At 71.5% G+C, this 17,584-nt stretch carries 15 protein-coding genes; 10 read left to right on the plus strand and 5 right to left on the minus strand.

Features of this window, described 5'->3' with window-relative positions; translation table 11 throughout:
• The first annotated feature begins 45 nt into the window (after positions 1 to 45).
• From HJ588_RS13230 to HJ588_RS13240, 3 genes are all read left to right on the plus strand, one after another.
• On the plus strand, positions 46 to 774 hold the full coding sequence (locus HJ588_RS13230) for a ComF family protein (RefSeq protein WP_171156319.1): 729 nt from the start codon (positions 46 to 48) through the stop codon (positions 772 to 774).
• Positions 775 to 980: 206 nt separating this feature from the next.
• Complete coding sequence (gene hpf / locus HJ588_RS13235; protein ID WP_171156321.1) at positions 981 to 1,628, plus strand: ribosome hibernation-promoting factor, HPF/YfiA family; 648 nt, start codon at positions 981 to 983, stop codon at positions 1,626 to 1,628.
• The gene (locus HJ588_RS13240) at positions 1,625 to 2,356 is read left to right on the plus strand and encodes a response regulator (protein WP_171156323.1); all 732 of its coding nucleotides are present in this window, start codon (positions 1,625 to 1,627) and stop codon (positions 2,354 to 2,356) included. Before hpf ends, HJ588_RS13240 begins: the two co-directional genes overlap by 4 nt.
• On the opposite strand, the gene HJ588_RS13245 is transcribed toward HJ588_RS13240, so the two are convergent.
• Both HJ588_RS13245 and HJ588_RS13250 read right to left on the minus strand, forming a co-directional pair.
• On the minus strand, positions 2,353 to 4,635 hold the full coding sequence (locus tag HJ588_RS13245; RefSeq protein WP_171156325.1) for a GNAT family N-acetyltransferase: 2,283 nt from the start codon (positions 4,633 to 4,635) through the stop codon (positions 2,353 to 2,355). The genes HJ588_RS13240 and HJ588_RS13245 overlap by 4 nt on opposite strands.
• A 32-nt stretch (positions 4,636 to 4,667) precedes the next feature.
• Positions 4,668 to 6,362, minus strand: coding sequence for a GNAT family N-acetyltransferase (locus HJ588_RS13250; protein ID WP_171156327.1), 1,695 nt, complete (start codon positions 6,360 to 6,362; stop codon positions 4,668 to 4,670).
• An 80-nt stretch (positions 6,363 to 6,442) separates the two neighbouring features.
• Here HJ588_RS13250 and secA point away from each other — a divergent pair, with 80 nt between their 5' ends.
• Complete coding sequence (secA, locus tag HJ588_RS13255; protein WP_171156330.1) at positions 6,443 to 9,172, plus strand: preprotein translocase subunit SecA; 2,730 nt, start codon at positions 6,443 to 6,445, stop codon at positions 9,170 to 9,172.
• Positions 9,173 to 9,202: 30 nt separating this feature from the next.
• Here the strand turns inward: secA and HJ588_RS13260 are convergent, their stop codons facing one another.
• Entirely contained in the window at positions 9,203 to 9,745 is a 543-nt protein-coding gene (locus HJ588_RS13260) for an Rv3235 family protein (protein ID WP_171156332.1), read from the minus strand.
• Positions 9,742 to 10,566: a LysM peptidoglycan-binding domain-containing protein gene (locus HJ588_RS13265; RefSeq protein WP_171156334.1), complete on the minus strand. Its 825-nt coding sequence runs from the start codon at positions 10,564 to 10,566 to the stop codon at positions 9,742 to 9,744. Before HJ588_RS13265 ends, HJ588_RS13260 begins: the two co-directional genes overlap by 4 nt.
• Positions 10,567 to 10,771: 205 nt before the next feature.
• Here HJ588_RS13265 and HJ588_RS13270 point away from each other — a divergent pair, with 205 nt between their 5' ends.
• Positions 10,772 to 11,314: a hypothetical protein gene (locus HJ588_RS13270; protein WP_171156336.1), complete on the plus strand. Its 543-nt coding sequence runs from the start codon at positions 10,772 to 10,774 to the stop codon at positions 11,312 to 11,314.
• 81 nt (positions 11,315 to 11,395) lie between these two features.
• Here the strand turns inward: HJ588_RS13270 and HJ588_RS13275 are convergent, their stop codons facing one another.
• Positions 11,396 to 11,632 (minus strand): helix-turn-helix domain-containing protein, encoded by a 237-nt coding sequence (locus HJ588_RS13275; protein WP_171156338.1) that lies wholly within the window; start codon positions 11,630 to 11,632, stop codon positions 11,396 to 11,398.
• A 172-nt stretch (positions 11,633 to 11,804) separates the two neighbouring features.
• Here HJ588_RS13275 and HJ588_RS13280 point away from each other — a divergent pair, with 172 nt between their 5' ends.
• From HJ588_RS13280 to pruA, 5 genes are all read left to right on the plus strand, one after another.
• Positions 11,805 to 12,512, plus strand: coding sequence for a CpaB family protein (locus tag HJ588_RS13280; protein WP_171156340.1), 708 nt, complete (start codon positions 11,805 to 11,807; stop codon positions 12,510 to 12,512).
• Positions 12,513 to 13,907, plus strand: a complete 1,395-nt coding sequence (locus HJ588_RS13285; RefSeq protein ID WP_171156342.1) for a CpaE/TadZ family protein — start codon at positions 12,513 to 12,515, stop codon at positions 13,905 to 13,907.
• Positions 13,908 to 13,927: 20 nt separating this feature from the next.
• On the plus strand, positions 13,928 to 15,352 hold the full coding sequence (locus HJ588_RS13290) for a wax ester/triacylglycerol synthase family O-acyltransferase (RefSeq protein WP_171156345.1): 1,425 nt from the start codon (positions 13,928 to 13,930) through the stop codon (positions 15,350 to 15,352).
• Complete coding sequence (locus HJ588_RS13295; protein WP_171156347.1) at positions 15,349 to 15,786, plus strand: DUF6912 family protein; 438 nt, start codon at positions 15,349 to 15,351, stop codon at positions 15,784 to 15,786. Before HJ588_RS13290 ends, HJ588_RS13295 begins: the two co-directional genes overlap by 4 nt.
• Before the next feature lie 145 nt (positions 15,787 to 15,931).
• Positions 15,932 to 17,560, plus strand: coding sequence for an L-glutamate gamma-semialdehyde dehydrogenase (gene pruA / locus HJ588_RS13300; RefSeq protein WP_171156348.1), 1,629 nt, complete (start codon positions 15,932 to 15,934; stop codon positions 17,558 to 17,560).
• Positions 17,561 to 17,584: the final 24 nt, after the last annotated feature.

The raw sequence follows: 17,584 nt of genomic DNA on the forward strand, positions 1-17,584 counted from the left end.
GCGCGCTCGCGCCGGTGTGCCGGGCCGGTCGAGCACACTGGCCCGATGGGCACGGTGGCCGCGCTGCGGGCGTTCGCCGAGCTCGTGCTGCCCAGTTGCTGCGCCGGTTGCGGGGCGCCGGTCGCGCCGCTCTGCCCGGCGTGCGACCAGGTCGTGCGGACCGCGCGGCGGGGGCGCGCCCGGCCCGCCCGGCCGAGGCCGTGCCCGTCCGGCTTCCCGCCCACGTGGTCCGCGGTGCCCTATGACGGGCCGGTCGCGGCGATGCTGCGCGCCTTCAAGGACGCCGGTCGCGGCGACCTCGCGGGGCCGCTCAGCGGTCTGCTGCGCACGGCCGTGGCCGGTGCGATCGCCGGCGACCGGCAGCTGCGCGCGGCGCTGCTGGAGGATCGCCCCGTCCTGGTGGTCCCGGTGCCGTCCCGGGGCGCCTCGGTGCGGGCGCGCGGCCGGGAGCCGATGTCCGAGCTCGCCCGGCACGCGGTCGCCGGCACCGGCCTGCGGGTCGTGCCGGCGTTGCGGATCGGCAGCCTCGTCGCGGGTGCGGGTGTCGACCAGGCCGGCCTCGGCGCCGACGCGCGTGCGGTCAATGTCGCCGGCACCATGCGGGTGCGCCGCCGGGCGGCGGTGGTGCCCGGCAGCGTCTGCCTGGTCCTCGACGACATCGTCACCACCGGCTCGACGCTGGCCGAGTCCGCACGTGCCCTCCGGGCCGCCGGGGCACGCTCGGTGAGCGCCGCGACGGTGGCCGCGACGCAGCGCCATACGACCTCGCTGTGAGTGCGCGATGGATGTTCGTTCCGTGATCATTTGCCGTTTACGTCGGACGCTTCGGTGGATTAACGTCAGGGGATGAAGCACAGGCTGCGTCCGGCGCCGCCGACAGCTGTGCTCGACTCCTGCACCTCCCGATTCAGGGGGTGGTGACCCGGCAGCCACGGGATGCCGTCCCACCTCTGCATGCGAAACCGATGAAGGAGTGCACCATGGAGATCACCGTTACCGGACGCCACGTCGCGGTTTCCGAGCGCTTTCGCCGTCACATCGAGGAGAAGCTGGGCAAGGTCGCCCAGCTCGACCCACGAGTCAGTCGTTGTGACGTGGTGATCACGCACGAGGCCAACCCCCGGCAGGCAAAGGAAGCGGAACGCATAGAGATCACCTGCCACTCCAAGCGCTCGGTCATCCGGGCGGAGGCGAGCGCAGACGAGGAGTATGCCGCGCTCGACGTGGCCATGACCCGGCTGGGCGAGCGCCTGCGCCGGCTGCACGACAAGCGACGCATCCACCGCGGCCGACGCCAGCCGGTGTCGGTGCACGACGCGACGGCGGCGATCAGTCCGCCGCCGGACGAGACCCCCGACGAGGCGGCACCGCTGCCCGCGCACATCGCCAAGGTCGGCGGTGACGAGGACTGCCCGATCCAGTTGCGCGAGAAGGTGCACACCAGCACCCCGATGGGCGTCGACCAGGCCCTCTACGAGATGGAGCTGGTCGGCCACGACTTCTACCTCTACCAGGACATCGAGACCGGGCGGCCGAGCGTGGTCTACCGCCGCCGCGGCTGGTCCTACGGCGTCATCCAGCTCGACGTGAGCGAGGCGCCGGTCGCGCTCGCGGACGCGCCGGCGTGACCGATCACCTGACGAGCGACCCCGCGGCCGGTGACACGCCGGCCGCGGGGTCGCTGCGGGTGGTGCTGGTCGAGGACTATGCGATCTACCGGCGCGGCCTGCAGACCCTCCTCGAGCTCGAGGACGACATCGCGCTCGTCGACCAGGTCGGCACCGCCGCCGAGGGCGTCGCGCGCACCGTCGACCTCGCGCCGGACGTCCTCGTGCTCGACATCTACCTGCCCGACGGCAGCGGGCTGGAGGTGTGCCGCGCGGTGAAGGCCGCGGTGCCGCAGATCCAGATCCTGATGCTCACCGCCTCCGACGAGGAGGGCGACCTGGTCGAGGCGATCAAGGCCGGCGCCACCGGCTACCTGCTCAAGGACGTCGCGCCGGACCAGCTGCCGGGCGCGATCCGCGCCGTCGCCGCCGGCCAGGCGCTGCTGTCGCCGTCGCTCGCCTCCACCCTGCTCTCGGAGTTCGCGGCGATGGTGCGCTCCGGCCCCGAGCCGCACGCCGACCCGGCACCCGCACTCACCGATCGCGAGCGCGAGGTGCTGCGGCACGTCGCCCGCGGCATGTCCAACCGGCGGGTGGCCGAAGAACTCTTCATCTCCGAGAACACCGTGAAGAACCACGTCCGCAACATCCTCGACAAGCTGCAGCTGCACAGCCGGGTCGAGGCGGCGATGTATGCCGTGCGCGGCGGCCTGATCGACGACCCGAAGACCGGCGGCCGCTCCGACTAGTCCTCCTCGCCGGTGCCCGGCGCGACCCGATCGAGCAGTAGCAGGTCGACCACGCTGCCGTCGCCGAGCGCCTCGGCCTGCCGGGCCCGGCCGACGACCTGCAGGCCGGCGCTCTGCAGCGCTCGCAGCGACGCGGTGTTGCCGTCGCCGACGCCGGCGGTCACCCGCCGCACGCCCAGGCCGCCCCGGCCGGGAGCGAGGAACGCGAACGCCACCAGTGCCCGCACGGCGGCGGTCGCAAGACCGTGCCCGCGGGCGTCCGGTGCGAGCCAGTAACCGACCTCGGCGGACGACGCCGGCCCGCCGGTGATGTGCTGCAACCCGGCTACTCCCGCGAAGTCGTCGCTCTCGGCAGCGCAGACGACCCACCACAGGCCGTGCGTCTCGGGGTCGGCGTATCGCTTGGCCCGCACGTAGTCGGCGGCCTGCGCGCCGAGGTCGTCCTGGGCGATCGACAGCCATTTCGCGATCTCCGGGTCGGCCCAGGTGCGCGCGAGCGGGCCGACGTCGTCGCGGCGCAGCGGCCGCAACCGGACATCGGGGAAGTCCAGGGCCGGCGGCGTCGCCGACCTCCGGCTCTCGCGATCGTCGGAGGACAGCAGCTCGAAGTAGGCGCCGTCGGAGATCGTTCCGTCACTCCCGGTGTAGGCCTGCCGGTCCTGCCCCCACCGCCGGAAGCCGGCGCCGGTCAGCAGGGCCTGCGACGCCGCGTTGGCGAGATCGGTGGCGGCGTGGAGCCGTGTCAGCCCCATGCCACCGTCATCGACCGACGAAAAAGCGTGTGGCACAACGAGTTCCAGCGCCTGTTGCAGATAGCCGTGCCCTCGCGCGTCCGGCAGGAGCCAGTAGCCGATCTCGGCCGACGTCGCGGTGCCGTCGCCGATGCCGAAGAGCAGCATGTCGCCGACCGCACGGTCGGTGGCCGGGTCGGCGATGCACCAGGCGACTGCGCTCCCGGAGTCGATGTTGCGGCGCCGCCGTGCGAACCACGCGTCGAAGGTGTCCGGCGTCGGCTGCGCACCGGCCGGCATGAACGTGCGCGCGAGCTCGTCGATCTCCGATGGGAGCGCCTCCCGGTCCGACTCGCGCCAGGGTCGCAACCGGATGGTCTCGTCCTCGAGTACCGGGACGTCCCGTGGCCAAATCGCCTGTGCCGCAACATCGTCGGTGGCGAGCAACTCCCAGTTGAGTGCGTCGGTGTGCGAGCCGTCGGCCTGCCGCAGCACCGACCGCTCGGTGCCCCACGAGCGGAAGCCGGCCCGTCGCAGGGTGCGCTCCGATGCCTGGTTGCGGGCGTCCGTGCCGGCCTGCAGCCGGTGCAACCCGAGACCGGTGGTGCCGCTCTCGTCGGTGCGTTCGGCGAAGGCGTGCTCGCGCACCAGCTCCAGTGCGGTCGTCATCACACCGCGGCCGCGGGCGTGCGGGTAGAGCCAGTAGCCGACCTCTCCGGTGCCGGCGATGAAGTCCACGTCGAGGCCGGTGACCTGGATCTGGCCGAGTGGCTCGTCATGCGCTGCGTCGGCGACGCACCAGACGACCGCCGCGCCGGATGCCATCCGTTCGCCGGTGCGCAGCAACCATGCAGGGAAGTCGCCGGGCGTCGGCTGCATGCGCGTCGCCATCAACCGCATGCCGTCGTCCGGCTCCTGCAGGTGATCGTCCGCGCGCCAGGGCCGCAGCCGAATCCCGTTCTTCTCCAGCACTTTCGGCTTCCACCACGGCCGGGTCGGTGCACCGGTCCAACCCTCCGCGTGCACGTGACCGACCCAGAGGTCCTCGGGTGCGCCGTGACCGTCGGTCGCCTGCGCGGGCCAGACCCCATCGACGGTGAAGCCGGCCGCCCACGCGGCGCGGCGCGAGCCCCAGTTGCCGCGGCCCGCGCGCCAGGTTACCGTCGGCAGCTGCATGTCCTCGAAGGCGTGCCGGACGACCCGGCGGACCGCCGCACTCGTCACCCCCTGACCGCGAGAGTCGGGATGTGTCAGGTAACCGACCTCACGAGCGGCGGGGGAGCGCCGGTGCAGGGTGATCGAGCCGGCGTATTGCCCGGCCGCCTCGACGGCCCACACGCATTCGCTCTCGTCTGCCCATCCTTGCGCGACGTGGGCGAGGTAGTCGCGGGCCTGCTCCGCGGCATACGGAGCGGGCAGTGACAGCCACTGACGCGAGCGGCGATCGTTGCAGCTGCTGACGATGCGCGGGATGTCCGCCTCGGTGTGGGCGCGCAGCAGCACGCCCTCGCCGGTCAGTCGCGGCACGTCCTGCGGAAACCGTGGCATGGCGGCAGCCAATCACGTGCCGGTGAGCGGCGCTACGAGGTTTCGTGGTTCTCGGCGTACTCGCTGGCGAGTAGCTCGAAGTAGGCGCTGTCGTGCGCGGTGCCGTCGGCGGTCACGAACGACTGGTGGTCCTGTCCCCACTGCCGGAAGCCCGCGTCGGCGAGAGTGAGCATCGACGCGTGGTTGTCTGCGACGGTTTCGGCCGCGAGCCGTTCCAGCGCGAGGCCGTCTGCCGAGAAGGCATGGTCCACAACGGCTTTCAGTGCTTCGGCGGTCACGCCGTTGCCGCGTGCCTCCGGCAGCAGCCAGTAGGCGACGGTGCCGCTGCGCAGCGGTGCGTCGAGCCCGCGCACCGACATCGCACCCAGCACCCGTCCCGACCCGGCGTCGGTGACGCACCACCGCACCGCACCCCCGGACAGTGCGTCGGCGCGCAGCTCCGCCAGCCACCGGTCGTATGACGCAGCCGGCGGACGCGGGTCGATGCCCATGCTGCCGACGATCACCGGGTCGCCCTCGGGCTCGGACGTCGGCGCATCGCCGTCGCCCCATGCGCGCAGCACCAGCCGCGCGGTGCGCAGGGTCGGTACCGGCAGGGCGGTGCGGCGCTGCGCGTCGCGGTCGTCGCTCGCGAGCAGCTCGAAGATGTTCTCGTCGGCGACGGTGCCGTCGTCATACGTGAGGACGGCGTCGGCGACGCCGGTCTGCCGGAACCCCGCCGCGCGCAGCGCCCGCTGCGACGGCAGGTTGCTGCTGTCGACCAGGCCGCCGAGGCGACGCAACCCCAGCCCGCCCTCCGTGGGCGGCGAGAACGCATGCGGCACAAGGAGTTCCAGAGCCCGCCCCAACGCGCCTCGGCCGCGCGCGTGCGGCTGCAGCCAGTAGGCGAGCAAGGCGGTGTCGCGTTGCATCGGCAGGTTCATCCGGAAGAGCTGGATGCCGCCGAGCGGCCGGTCGTCGGCGGCGTCCGCGATGCACCAGAAGACGCCTTCCCCGACGGCCATGCGCTCGCGGCGGCCCATGAGCCACTCGGCGAAGTCGTCGGTCGTCGGCGCGGTCCCGTGCAGGAAGCGGGTGATTGCCGCGTCACCTTCGTCCTGCGGTGCGTCGTCCTCTCGCCAGGGCCGCAGCCGGACGGACCCGTCGGTGAGCTCGGCGGGCTCGAACCACGGGTTGCGCGGGGCGACCCGCTCACCGGCCCGCAGGTGGCCGTACCACGTGTCCGCGACCTGGCCGTGGGCGTCGACCCGGGACGCCGGCGCGATGCCGTCGACGCCGAAGCCGAGGGCCCAGCCGACCCGGCGCGATGCCCAGTTGCCGCGGGTCGCCCGCCACTGCAGCACCCGCAGCCCGAGCTCGCCGAAGGCGTGCGCGATCACCAGCCGCGCCGCGTCCGCGACGACCCCCTGCCCGCGGACGTCGGGGTGGGCGGCATACCCGATCTCGGCGGTGCCGGGCACCCGGGCATTGAGACTCACCGTGCCGGCCCACTCGCCGTCGAACTCGACGGCCCAGATCCGGTCGGTGCCCGACTCCCAGCCCGCGCGCACCGTCTCGAGGAACGCCCGCGCCTCCGGATCGCCGTATGGCGCAGGCAGCGCGATGCTCGCCCTGCTCGCCGGGTCGGTGGCGAACTCCACGACGCGCGGCAGGTCCTGCTCGCGCAGTGCGCGCAGCACCACGCGCTCGTCGGCGAGCTCGGGCACGTCGTCGGGGTAGACCGGCATGCCGGGCAGCAAACCATGTCCGGCAACCGATTAGCATGGGTGGGTCTGTCCACTTGTCCGTCATCCCGCGGGGAGCGTCCGTGCCGAAGGTTGTCGAAAAGGTTCTGCGAGCCGGTGAGGGTCGCACCCTCAAAAAGCTGCAGGGCATTGCCGCGCAGGTCAATCTGCTCGAGGAGGACTTCGAGGGGCTGACCGACGCCGAGCTGCGGGCCGAGACCGACAAGTTCAAGAAGCGGATCGCGGCGGGTGAGTCGCTCGACGACCTGCTGCCGGAAGCGTTCGCGGCCGTCCGCGAGGCGAGCAAGCGCACGATCGGCAAGCGGCACTTCGACGTGCAGCTGGCCGGCGGCGCCGCGCTCCACCTGGGCAACGTCGCCGAGATGCGCACCGGTGAGGGCAAGACCCTCGTCGCGACGCTCCCGTCATACCTCAATGCGTTGACCGGCAAGGGTGTTCACGTCATCACCACCAACGACTACCTGGCCGAGTCGCAGTCGGAGATGATGGGCCGCGTGCACCGGGCGCTCGGCCTGGAGACCGGCTGCATCCTCGCGTCGATGACGCCCGAACAGCGCCGTGTCGAGTACGCCAAGGACATCACCTACGGCACCAACAACGAGTTCGGCTTCGACTACCTGCGCGACAACATGGCGTGGTCCAACGACGAGCTGGTGCAGCGCGGTCACAACTTCGCCATCGTCGACGAGGTCGACTCGATCCTGATCGACGAGGCCCGCACCCCGCTGATCATCAGTGGCCCGGCCGACGAGGCGACCCGGTGGTACGTCGAGTTCGCCAAGATCGTCGAGCACCTCAAGCGGTCGCCGAAGAAGGAGAACTCCCAGCCCGGCGACGGCGACTACGAGATCGACGAGAAGAAGAAGACCGTCGGCCTGCTGGAGTCGGGCATCGAGAAGGTCGAGGACCTGCTCGGCATCGACAACCTCTACGAGGCGCACAACACCCCGCTGATCGGTTATCTCAACAACGCGATCAAGGCCAAGGAGCTGTTCAAGCGCGACAAGGACTACGTCGTGATGAACGGCGAGATCCTGATCGTCGACGAGCACACCGGCCGCATGCTCGCCGGCCGTCGGTACAACGAGGGCATGCACCAGGCGATCGAGGCCAAGGAAAGCGTCGAGATCCAGAACGAGAACCAGACGCTCGCCACGATCACGCTGCAGAACTACTTCCGCATGTACGACAAGCTCTCGGGGATGACGGGCACCGCCCAGACCGAGGCCGCGGAGCTCTACCAGATCTACAAGCTCGGCGTGGTCACCATCCCGACCAACAAGCCGATGATCCGCAAGGACCAGCCGGACCTGATCTACCGCACCGAGGAGGCCAAGTTCCGGGCCGTCGTCGACGACATCGTCGAGCGGCACAAGGAGGGGCAGCCGGTGCTGGTCGGCACCACGAGCGTCAACAAGAGCGAATATCTCTCCGAACAGCTGCGCCGCAAGGGGATCCCGCACGAGGTGCTCAACGCCAAGCACCACGAGAGCGAGGCCGCGATCGTCGCGCAGGCGGGTCGCAAGGGCGCGGTCACCGTGTCGACCAACATGGCCGGCCGAGGCACCGACATCATGCTCGGCGGCAACCCGGAGTTCATCGCGGTCGCCGCGCTGAAGCGCAAGGGCCTGGACCCGGTGGAGACGCCGGAGGACTACGAGGCTGCTTGGGACGAGGCGCTGGAGAAGGCCGAGAAGGCCGTCGCCAAGCAGCACGAGGAGGTCGTCGAGCTCGGCGGGCTCTACGTGCTCGGCACCGAGCGGCACGAGTCGCGCCGCATCGACAACCAGCTGCGCGGTCGCGCCGGCCGTCAGGGCGACCCCGGCGAGAGCCGTTTCTACCTGTCGCTGCAGGACGACCTGATGCGGCTGTTCAACGCCAACATGGTCGACCGCTTCATGCAGACCGCGAAGATCGAGGACGACGTCCCGATCGAGTCCAAGATGGTCAGCCGCTCCATCCAGAGCGCGCAGGGCCAGGTGGAGAGCCAGAACTTCGAGATCCGCAAGAACGTCCTGAAGTACGACGACGTGCTCAACCGGCAGCGCGAGGTCATCTACGGCGAGCGTCGCAAGGTGCTGGAGGGTGCCGACCTGGAAGAGCAGGTGCGGCACTTCATCAACGACACCGTCGATGCGTATGTCGACGGCGCCACCGCGGAGGGTTTCTCCGACGACTGGGACCTCGACACGCTCTGGAAGGCGCTGAAGGACCTCTACCCGGTGTCGATCACCGAGCGGGAGATCGAGGAGGAGGTCGGTGGCCGCGCCGGTCTGCAGCCGGACCTGCTCGCCGAGGAGCTGCGCTCGGACGCCCAGCACGCCTACGACGCGCGGGAGAAGGAACTCGGTGACCGGGTCGCGCGCGAGGTCGAGCGCCGCGTCGTGCTCACGGTGCTGGACCGCAAGTGGCGCGAGCACCTCTACGAGATGGACTACCTCAAGGAGGGCATCCACCTGCGGCAGTACGCCCAGCGCGACCCGCTCGTGGAGTACCAGCGGGAGGGCTACCAGTTGTTCGGTGCGATGAACGACGCGATCAAGGAGGAGTCGGTGCAGCACTTGTTCCACGTGCAGGTCGACCCCGCCGAGGTCGAGGCGTCGCTGCCGGCGCCGAAGGAGAAGATGACCTTCACCGCGCCCGGCGAGGACGGCGCCGCGCAGGCGCACGAGGTCGACGACGACGGCCGGGTGCTCGACGAGGACGACTCGAGCCTGCCGCGCGCGCAGCGTCGCGCCAAGAAGAAGGCGAAGAAGACGACGGGCAAGCAGAAGGCCAAGTCGAAGCGGTGAGCCGCATGCGGCGGCGACAAGGCAGCAGGGTTAACCGAGCTCCATCGCGGTGATCATCCAGCGGCCGTCGACGCCGACCATTCGCAGCGCCATCGCCCGCACCCGTCCGTGGTGGTGGACGACGACGCTCGCCTCGGCGACGCCGTCGTCCGGCTCGCACACGTGCACCTTGCGCACCCGCGGCGGGGAGATGGGGTGCGCGCCGCGGCGCCGGGCGATCACGTTGCGCCGGTTGACCCGCTCGAGCACCAAGGGACTGACCCAGCGGGCGATCTGCGACGGGGCGCGCACGCCGGTCATGCACTCCAGCATCGCCGCCGCGAGCTGACGCAGCCACGGCTCCGGGTCGGGGAGTGCGGCGCGCTGCGTGGCCTGGGGTCCGAACATCGGGTCCAGGTCGGCGGCCCGCAGGTGCACCCGCAGCGTCGGCTGGGAGTAGCCCCGGCGCTGGTCGCGGGAGAGGGCGACGGCCTCGTCATACAGCAGGTCGACCGCCTGCTCGTCGAGTGCCGGGGGCCCCCAGCCGGACGCGGGACGCAACCGCAGCGGCGCGGAGTAGGCGGGCAGGCTCATCGCGTTTTCCCTTCGAGGGCGGTGGGTGCGTGCAGTCGGGTGCCGACCCGCAACAGGTCGGGGTCGTCGCCGATCTGGGCGCGGTTGGCGGCATACCACCGGGGCCACTCGCCGGCGACCGCGGTCGCGTCGGCCTGCGGGCCGAGCCTGGCGGCGACGATCGACCAGAGGCTGTCGCCGCGGCGCACCACCACCTCGCCGGACCGGTCCGGCACCGCGCATCCGGCGACGAGGGCGGCGGAGTCGCGCGCCACCTGGGCGGTGCGGGCCGGTTGCTCCGGTAGCCATCCGGGCACCGGCGGCTCCTCGGCGACCGCGCACGGGTCGTGAGCGGTGTGGGCCGCTCTCGCATCGGGTATGACGCCGGCCGCGGCCGCCGGGGCCGCGGCCACCGGAGAATCGGTCGCCGGCGCGGCGCTCGCTGCGGACAGGCCGCCCGTCGCCCCGAACGCGGTCACCGCGAGCAGCACCCCGGCGATCCGGCCGACCAGCCCGGAGCCGCTGGACGCCGACCGGTCGCGGTAGACCTCCGCGGGACGGGTCAGCGCGGCGGTGGCCATCGCGGTCAGCGTGGCCGCCCAGAGCAGCGCGAGCACCAGGGCGCCCCAGAGGACCAGCGGCAGTGCGTCGATCGGGGCGATCGAGAGGCGCGTGCCGAGCCGGCGTGCCTCGTGTGCGGCGCCGCCCGCCCCGGCCACCACCGCGACGAGGAGTGCGACCGTGGCGAGCGTGCCGAGCGCGGCGGCGCGCGCCCGGTGCGTGAACAACCGCGTGACGACCTGCGTGACGACCTGCGTGACTGCCCGCATGACGATCTGCATGACGATTTCCCCTTCCCCAAAGCGGCTGCCGGCCGGGCCGGGTGACGGACCCGGCACAACTGTCATCAACCGACAACAAACGACATTAACTGCACTTAACCACAGCATTGGTCAGGTGTCTACGGATTGCCCCTTTTGATGTCGATCAATGTCAGGTGATGACCTTTGTCACTATGGCGGCGGGCGGGTGGCTACGGTGATCCGCATGCGCTGGCAGGAGCTCTTCGCCGACCTCGAGGCACAGCTGGTCGCCGAGGCGCGGCTGGAGCAGGCGGCGGAGGTGCCCGACCGCACCCGCCGCGAACGCGCCGACGTCTCGTGGCTGGACCGCGCGGCGCGGTCCGCGGGAACGGTGATCACCTGTGCGACCGCCGCCGGAGTGGTGCGCGGGGCGCTGGAGGACCTGGGCCGGGAGTGGCTGCTGGTACAGGAGCAGGGGCGGCACGCCGCGCTGCTGCCGACCGCCGCGGTGCTCTCGGTGACCGGGCTGTCCGTGCGCAGCGACGACGACCGCGGCATGGGACGGCGGTTCGGGCTGGGGGTGGCGCTACGGGCGATCGCCCGGGACCGGGCGCCGGTCGCGGTGCACGACATCGCCGGCGGACTGGCCACCGGCACTATCGACCGCGTCGGATCGGATCACCTCGACCTCGCCGAGCACCCGGCCGATGCGCTGCGCCGGCCGACCGCCCTGACCGGCCACCGGGTCATCCCGTTCGCCGCCATCGCGATCGTGCGCCGCGCCTGAAGCCGGCCGGTCCGCGGGGAGGGCGCGCCGGTGTGGCTTCAGGGCGTCCCGCCCGGAGACCAGCCCTTCGCTGCTCCTTGGTTATTCCTCGGTCTCGGGCTCCGGCTCGGTGTCGGCGAACTCACCCGAGGCGATGCGGGAGCGCGAGTCTTCGTACTGCCGCTGGATGAACGCCTCCAGCTCGACGAACTCGATGCGCCACGCCTTGCCGATCTTGATGGCCGGCAGCGCACCGCTGGTGACCAAGCCGTAGGCCTGCCGCGAGGAGATGTTGAGCGTCTCGGCGACATCCGCGATCGATGCGAAGCGTGGGGCCACGGTCGATGCACTCCCTCTCGGTCTTGCGGTCGTTGTGCGGACCATTGTGGCGCATGATCCGCAAGCCGCCGATACGAGCCTGTGGATAACTTCCGCGGCGCCTTCGCGAATCTCTCTAGTCTGGCCGCCCGGCCACCGGAAGCGGTGGACCGCCGAGCGGAGGAGACATCGGATGGCGCAGAAGGGGCGAGCAGCAGCGGGCGCTGCCGCAGGAGAGGACCAGGGGCTGCCGCGACCGGTCGCGGGCCGCTTGCAGCGACCCTCGTGGCGCGACGCACGGCTGGTCGCCGGTGTGCTGCTGATCCTGGTGGCGATGCTCGCCGGGGCGGCCGCGCTGCGCCACTACGACGACTCGGTCGAGGTCCTGGAGGCAGCCCGGCCCCTGGTCCCCGGCCAGCCGATCACCGCCGGCGACGTGCGCGCGGTCAAGGTGCGCATCGACAAGGGTGGCGCCACCTACTTCCGGGCCGGTGCGCCGCTTCCGTCGGGCGAGGTGCTCCGTGAGGTGCGCCCCGGGGAGTTGCTGCCACGGTCCGCGGTCGGCGCGGCGTCGTCAGTGCGCATGAAAGCCGTTGCCCTTCCTGTGGATTCGTCCCAGTCGACCAATCTGGTCAAGGGCTCCATCGTGGACCTGTGGGTGTCGGCAAAGCAGAAGGGCGCGGCCGGTCAGGAGTCCTTCGACGCCCCGCAGCGGCTGCTCGACCGTGCCGTGGTGTCGCGGGTGCCGCAACGCACCGGTGGCCTGACCGTCGCGACCGACTCCGATGCGGTGCACGTGCTGGTGCTGGACGACAAGGTCGCCGACGTGCTCGCCGCGGTCAACTCCGGCGCGAAGGTCAACCTCGTGCCGGTCGCCGGCTCGCCGTTGAAGGGGGAGTAGATGAGCGTCACCGTGGTCACCGGCATCGGTGCCGCAGGGGAGGCGACCGTTGCCGAGGCGCTCGGCAACGCGGGCGACGTGCGACTGGTGCGCCGTTGCCCGGACGTCGCCGACCTGCTCGCGATCTGCGCCGCCGCCCGCGCGGACGTCGCCGTCGTCGCACCCGACTTCACCGGCCTCGACCGCACCGTCCTCGCCGACCTGCGCTCCGCCGGGGTCGGCATCGTCGGGGTGTTCCGCGCCGGCGACGAGGAGCAACAGCGGGTGCTGCAGCAGTGGGGTGTGGTGACCTCGCTGCCGATCGGGGCCGCCGTGCGCGACCTCACGGCCGCCGTGCACGCCGCCGCGTCGTCGGCGTCGTCGGCGTCCACGGCAGCCGGGCAGGCCGCCGGTGCCCACGGTGCCGAACGCCCGGACCCTGCTGCCGCCACGAGGGATTCGGCCGCTGACCTCGACCGTGAACTCGAGGCGCTGGCCGCGGGCGGCTCCGACGCGGCATACGTCGCGACCAACCCGTTCATCGGCGACGACGCCGTCGGTGGCGCCCCGGCCGAGGAGCACACGGCCGGCCAGGTCGTCACCGTGTGGGGGCCGGTCGGCGCGCCGGGGCGCACGACGCTCGCAGTCAACCTCGCGGCCGAGGCGGCGCGGTCCGGCGTGCCCGCGATCCTGCTCGACGCCGACACCTATGCTGCCTCGGTCGCACAGCACCTCGCGCTGCTCGACGAGGCACCGGGCATCGCCGCGGCCACCCGGCTGGCCGACTCCGGCCATCTCGACCTGCACAGTCTGGCCGGGGTCGCGCCGGAGGTTGCACCTGGCTTCCGGGTGCTCACCGGGTTGCCCCGCGCGGAGCGGTGGCCGGAGCTGCGCGAGGATGCGCTGACCGCGGTCGTCGAGCAGTGCCGGCGGCTCGCGCGGCTGGTCGTGATCGACATCTCCGGGCCGCTCGAGGAGGACGAGGAGCTGAGCTACGACACGGTGGCGCCGCGCCGCAACGCCGCCACCCTCGCCGCGCTCCGGGCGGCCACGACGGTCGTCGCGGTCGGGAGTGCCGACCCGGTCGGCCTGCAGCGGCTGGTGCGCGGTCTGGACGACCTGCGCGCGGTCACCGCCGACCCGCCTCTCGTGGTCGCCAACCGGGTGCGGGCGGCGGCTGTCGGCGGCAGTCCCGAGCGCCGGGTGACCGAGGCGCTGCAACGTTTCGCCGGTGTCACCCGGCTGACGCTCGTGCCCGACGACCGCGACGCGACGGACGCCGCCCTTCTCGCCGGCCGGGTGCTGGCCGAAAAGGCACCGTCCTCCCCGGCGCGGCGAGCGATCGCCGAGCTCGCCGGGCAACTCACCGGCCAACCCGTCACCACCCGTCGGTCGCGCTTCGCGGGGCGCCGCTGACCGCGTGCCACTATGGCCCCGTGGCCGATCGACTGAGCGCCCTCGATGCGTCATTCCTCTACCTGCAGGACCGCACGACGCCCATGCACGTCGGGTCGGTGATGATCTTCGACCCGCCCGACGGCGGCTTCGAGTACGAGAACCTCGTGAGCTTGGTCAGCAACCGCATCGCCTACGTCCCGCGCTACCGGCAGAAGGTGCGCCAGGTGCCGGGCCGGCTGCTGCCGCCGGTCTGGGTCGACGACGGCGGCTTCGACGTGAGCTACCACGTGCGCCGCGCCGCGCTCCCGCGCCCGGGCAGCACCGCGCAGCTCGAGGAGTTCGTGGCCCGGGTGCAGGCCCGCGTGCTCGACGCCACCCGGCCGCTCTGGGAGCTCTACCTCGTCGAGGGCCTCGAGGGCGGACGCTTCGCGATCGTCACCAAGTCGCACGTCGCGCTGGTGGACGGCATCCACGCGATCGACATCGGCCAGATCATCGTCGACCCGGAGGCCGGTCGCGACCAGCCGGTGCCGCACACCTGGCGCGCGTCCCGGACGCCGAGCGAACTCGAGCTGCTGCTCGGGGTCGCCGTCGACGTGGTGCGCCGCCCGACGCGGGTGGTCGAGCTGGCCCGCGGCGGCGTGAGCGCGGCATCGGGGGAGGTGTGCCGCATCGCCCGTCGCGGCACCGCGACCGCGGCCGCGGCGGCCGGCGCGATCGCCAAGGCCACCGCGCGACCCGCGCCGTCCAGCCCGCTCAACCGCTCGGTCGGCGTGCACCGCCGCTTCGTGATGGTCTCCACCCCACTGGCCGACTACCGCCGCATCCGTGCCTCGTGCGAGGAGCGGGTCACCGTGCACGACGTCGTGCTGGCCACCATCGCCGGAGCCCTGCGCGGCTGGTTGCTCGCCCGCGGCGAGGCGGTCGACGCGACCGAGACTGTGCGGGTGCTCGTGCCGCTCAGCGTGCGCGGCGGACAGGCCGCCGAACAGCTCGACGAGGAGGTCATGCCGGCCTTCGTGGACCTGCCGGTCGGTGAGCCGCGGCCGATGATGCGGCTGCACCAGATCGCCTTCGCGATGCAACAGCAGCTCGAGAGCGGCAGCGCAGCCGTCGACGCGGCGTCGATCGCCGGGCTCGCCGGCTTCGCGCCACCCACCCTGCACTCGCTCGGTGCCCGGCTCGGCAACGCCATGTCGCGGCGGATGTTCAACCTGGTGGTGACCAACGTGCCGGGCCCGCAGCAACCGCTCTACGCCGGGGAGGCCCCGATGGTCGAGTCCTACCCCGTCATACCGTTGCCCAAGGGACAGACCCTGGCGATCGGGTTGACGTCCTACAACGGTCGGGTCGATTTCGGGCTCAACGCCGACCGCGATCAGATGCCCGACGTGGACCTGCTCGGCCAGTGCGTCACCGACGCCCTGACCGAGTTGCTGGACGAGATGGAGGCTCGGGCATGACGAAGGACGCCACCAGCCGCAGACGCGTCTACCTACCGCTGGACGACGCGTCCCTGGCACAACTCGATGAGTCGAAAGTGTTGGACGGCAAGGGCATTCACGGTTACGCGGTGACGCCGGAGCTGCGCGAGTCCGAGCCGAACGAAGACGCCGAGGGGCTGGAGTACCTCGCGATGCAGGATGCCGCCACCGCCGCCGCCGGTCGCGACCTGCGGGTCGTCGCGGCGGTCGATCTCGACCCACAGCAGGTGGGGGAGGGCGCGCACGGCGACGTCGACACCGAGGTCTCGCTGCTCGGCGACGTGCGGCTGCGGTGGGTCGCCAGCCTGCACGTGCTGGACCCCGCGGGGGAGCGGGACGTCGACTCCGATCTGGAGCTCTCCTGGTATGACGTGACCGAACTGCCCGACGTACGAACGCTTTTGCAGTCCTGAGCGGTCCTGATCGGGCCTCAGTACTTCTGAGTGGCAAGTCAGCAGATCCGAACAGTCCTGGCACTCCTCCCACCCCGCGCGATTGCACGGGTGCGAGGATGGGATGACCGCTTACGTCATACATCTTCACGAAGGAGCCGCATCGATGGACGCTGTGACCCAGGTCCCCGCACCGGTGAACGAACCCGTACTCGACTACGCGCCCGGTAGCCCGGAGCGTGCCGCGCTGGAGGTCGCGCTCGTCGAAATCGGTTCGGAGCAGGTCGAATTGCCGCACACCATCGGTGGGAAGCGGGTCATGGGTGGTGGCCGTGCCATCGCGGTGCGCCAGCCGCACGCGCACAAGAAGGTGCTCGGCACGATGAAGAACGCCACGGTCGGCGACGCCCAGGCCGCGGTGGACGCGGCGAAGGCGGCGGCGCCGGCGTGGCGTGCGCTCTCCTTCGACGACCGGGCGGCGGTGCTGCTCAAGGCCGCTGACCTGCTCGCCGGCCCGTGGCGGGCCCGGATGAACGCCGCGACGATGCTCGGCCAGAGCAAGACCGCGACCCAGGCCGAGATCGACAGCGCGTGCGAGCTGATCGACTTCTGGCGCTACAACGTGCATTTCGCGAAGGCGATCATGGCCGAGCAGCCGATGGCCAACTCGCGCGGCGTCTGGAACCGCACCGACCACCGCCCGCTCGAGGGTTTCGTCTACGCGATCACGCCGTTCAACTTCACCGCGATCGCCGGCAACCTGCCGACCGCGCCCGCGCTGATGGGCAACACCGTGGTGTGGAAGCCGTCGCCGACGCAGACCCGTGCGGCGCAGCTGACGATGGAGTTGCTCGAGGCGGCCGGACTGCCCGACGGCGTCATCAACCTGGTGACCGGCGACGGCATCAACGTCTCCAAGGTCGCGCTCGCCGACCCCGATCTGGCCGGCATCCACTTCACCGGTTCGACCCCGACCTTCCAGAACCTCTGGCAGACGGTGGGTTCCAACCTGACCAAGTACCGCACCTACCCGCGGCTGGTCGGCGAGACCGGCGGCAAGGACTTCATCCTGGCGCACCCGTCGGCCGACCCGGATGTGTTGCGCACGGCGATGATTCGCGGCGCCTTCGAGTTCCAGGGGCAGAAGTGCTCGGCCGCCTCGCGCGCCTACGTCCCGGCGAGCGTGTGGCGCAAGATCAAGTCCGACCTGGTCGGCATCACCGACTCGATCGCGATGGGCGACGTCACCGACTTCTCCAACTTCATGGGCGCGGTCATCGACGCGCGGGCGTTCGCCAAGCACAAGGACGCGCTCGACATGGCGCACGCGCACAAGGACATCAAGGTCCTCGCCGGTGGCACCTATGACGACAGCGTCGGCTATTTCGTGCGGCCCACCGTGCTCGAGGTCGGCGACCCGGACAACGCGGTGTTCTCGACCGAGTACTTCGGGCCGATCCTCGCCGTGCACGTCTTCCCCGACCGGCAGTACGACAAGGTGCTGGACCAGATGGAGTCGGTGGCCCCCTACGGCCTGACCGGCTCGATCATCGCCCAGGACCGCGAGGCGATCGCCGACGCGCAGGAGCGGCTGCGTTTCGCCGCCGGCAACTTCTACATCAACGACAAGCCGACCGGTGCGGTCGTCGGCCAGCAGCCGTTCGGCGGCGGCCGCGCCTCGGGCACCAACGACAAGGCCGGCTCCGCGGCCAACCTGATGCGCTGGACCAGCCCGCGGTCGATCAAGGAGACGTTCGTGCCGCCGACCGACTACAGCTACCCGCACATGCAGTGACGCCCGTATGACGAAGGCCCCGCA

The sequence above is a fragment of the Flexivirga aerilata genome, from assembly GCF_013002715.1.
Lineage (GTDB): Bacteria > Actinomycetota > Actinomycetes > Actinomycetales > Dermatophilaceae > Flexivirga > Flexivirga aerilata.

Bases quoted from the DNA above. Each gene is read 5' to 3' on its own strand.
- HJ588_RS13260 (WP_171156332.1), bottom strand. From the start codon at position 9,745: ATGAGCCTGCCCGCCTACTCCGCGCCGCTGCGGTTGCGTCCCGCGTCC.
- pruA (WP_171156348.1), top strand. From the start codon at position 15,932: ATGGACGCTGTGACCCAGGTCCCCGCACCGGTGAACGAACCCGTACTC.
- HJ588_RS13265 (WP_171156334.1), bottom strand. From the start codon at position 10,566: ATGCAGATCGTCATGCGGGCAGTCACGCAGGTCGTCACGCAGGTCGTC.
- HJ588_RS13270 (WP_171156336.1), top strand. From the start codon at position 10,772: ATGCGCTGGCAGGAGCTCTTCGCCGACCTCGAGGCACAGCTGGTCGCC.
- HJ588_RS13245 (WP_171156325.1), bottom strand. From the start codon at position 4,635: ATGCCACGGTTTCCGCAGGACGTGCCGCGACTGACCGGCGAGGGCGTG.
- HJ588_RS13285 (WP_171156342.1), top strand. From the start codon at position 12,513: ATGAGCGTCACCGTGGTCACCGGCATCGGTGCCGCAGGGGAGGCGACC.
- HJ588_RS13280 (WP_171156340.1), top strand. From the start codon at position 11,805: ATGGCGCAGAAGGGGCGAGCAGCAGCGGGCGCTGCCGCAGGAGAGGAC.
- HJ588_RS13230 (WP_171156319.1), top strand. From the start codon at position 46: ATGGGCACGGTGGCCGCGCTGCGGGCGTTCGCCGAGCTCGTGCTGCCC.
- hpf (WP_171156321.1), top strand. From the start codon at position 981: ATGGAGATCACCGTTACCGGACGCCACGTCGCGGTTTCCGAGCGCTTT.
- HJ588_RS13295 (WP_171156347.1), top strand. From the start codon at position 15,349: ATGACGAAGGACGCCACCAGCCGCAGACGCGTCTACCTACCGCTGGAC.
- HJ588_RS13250 (WP_171156327.1), bottom strand. From the start codon at position 6,362: ATGCCGGTCTACCCCGACGACGTGCCCGAGCTCGCCGACGAGCGCGTG.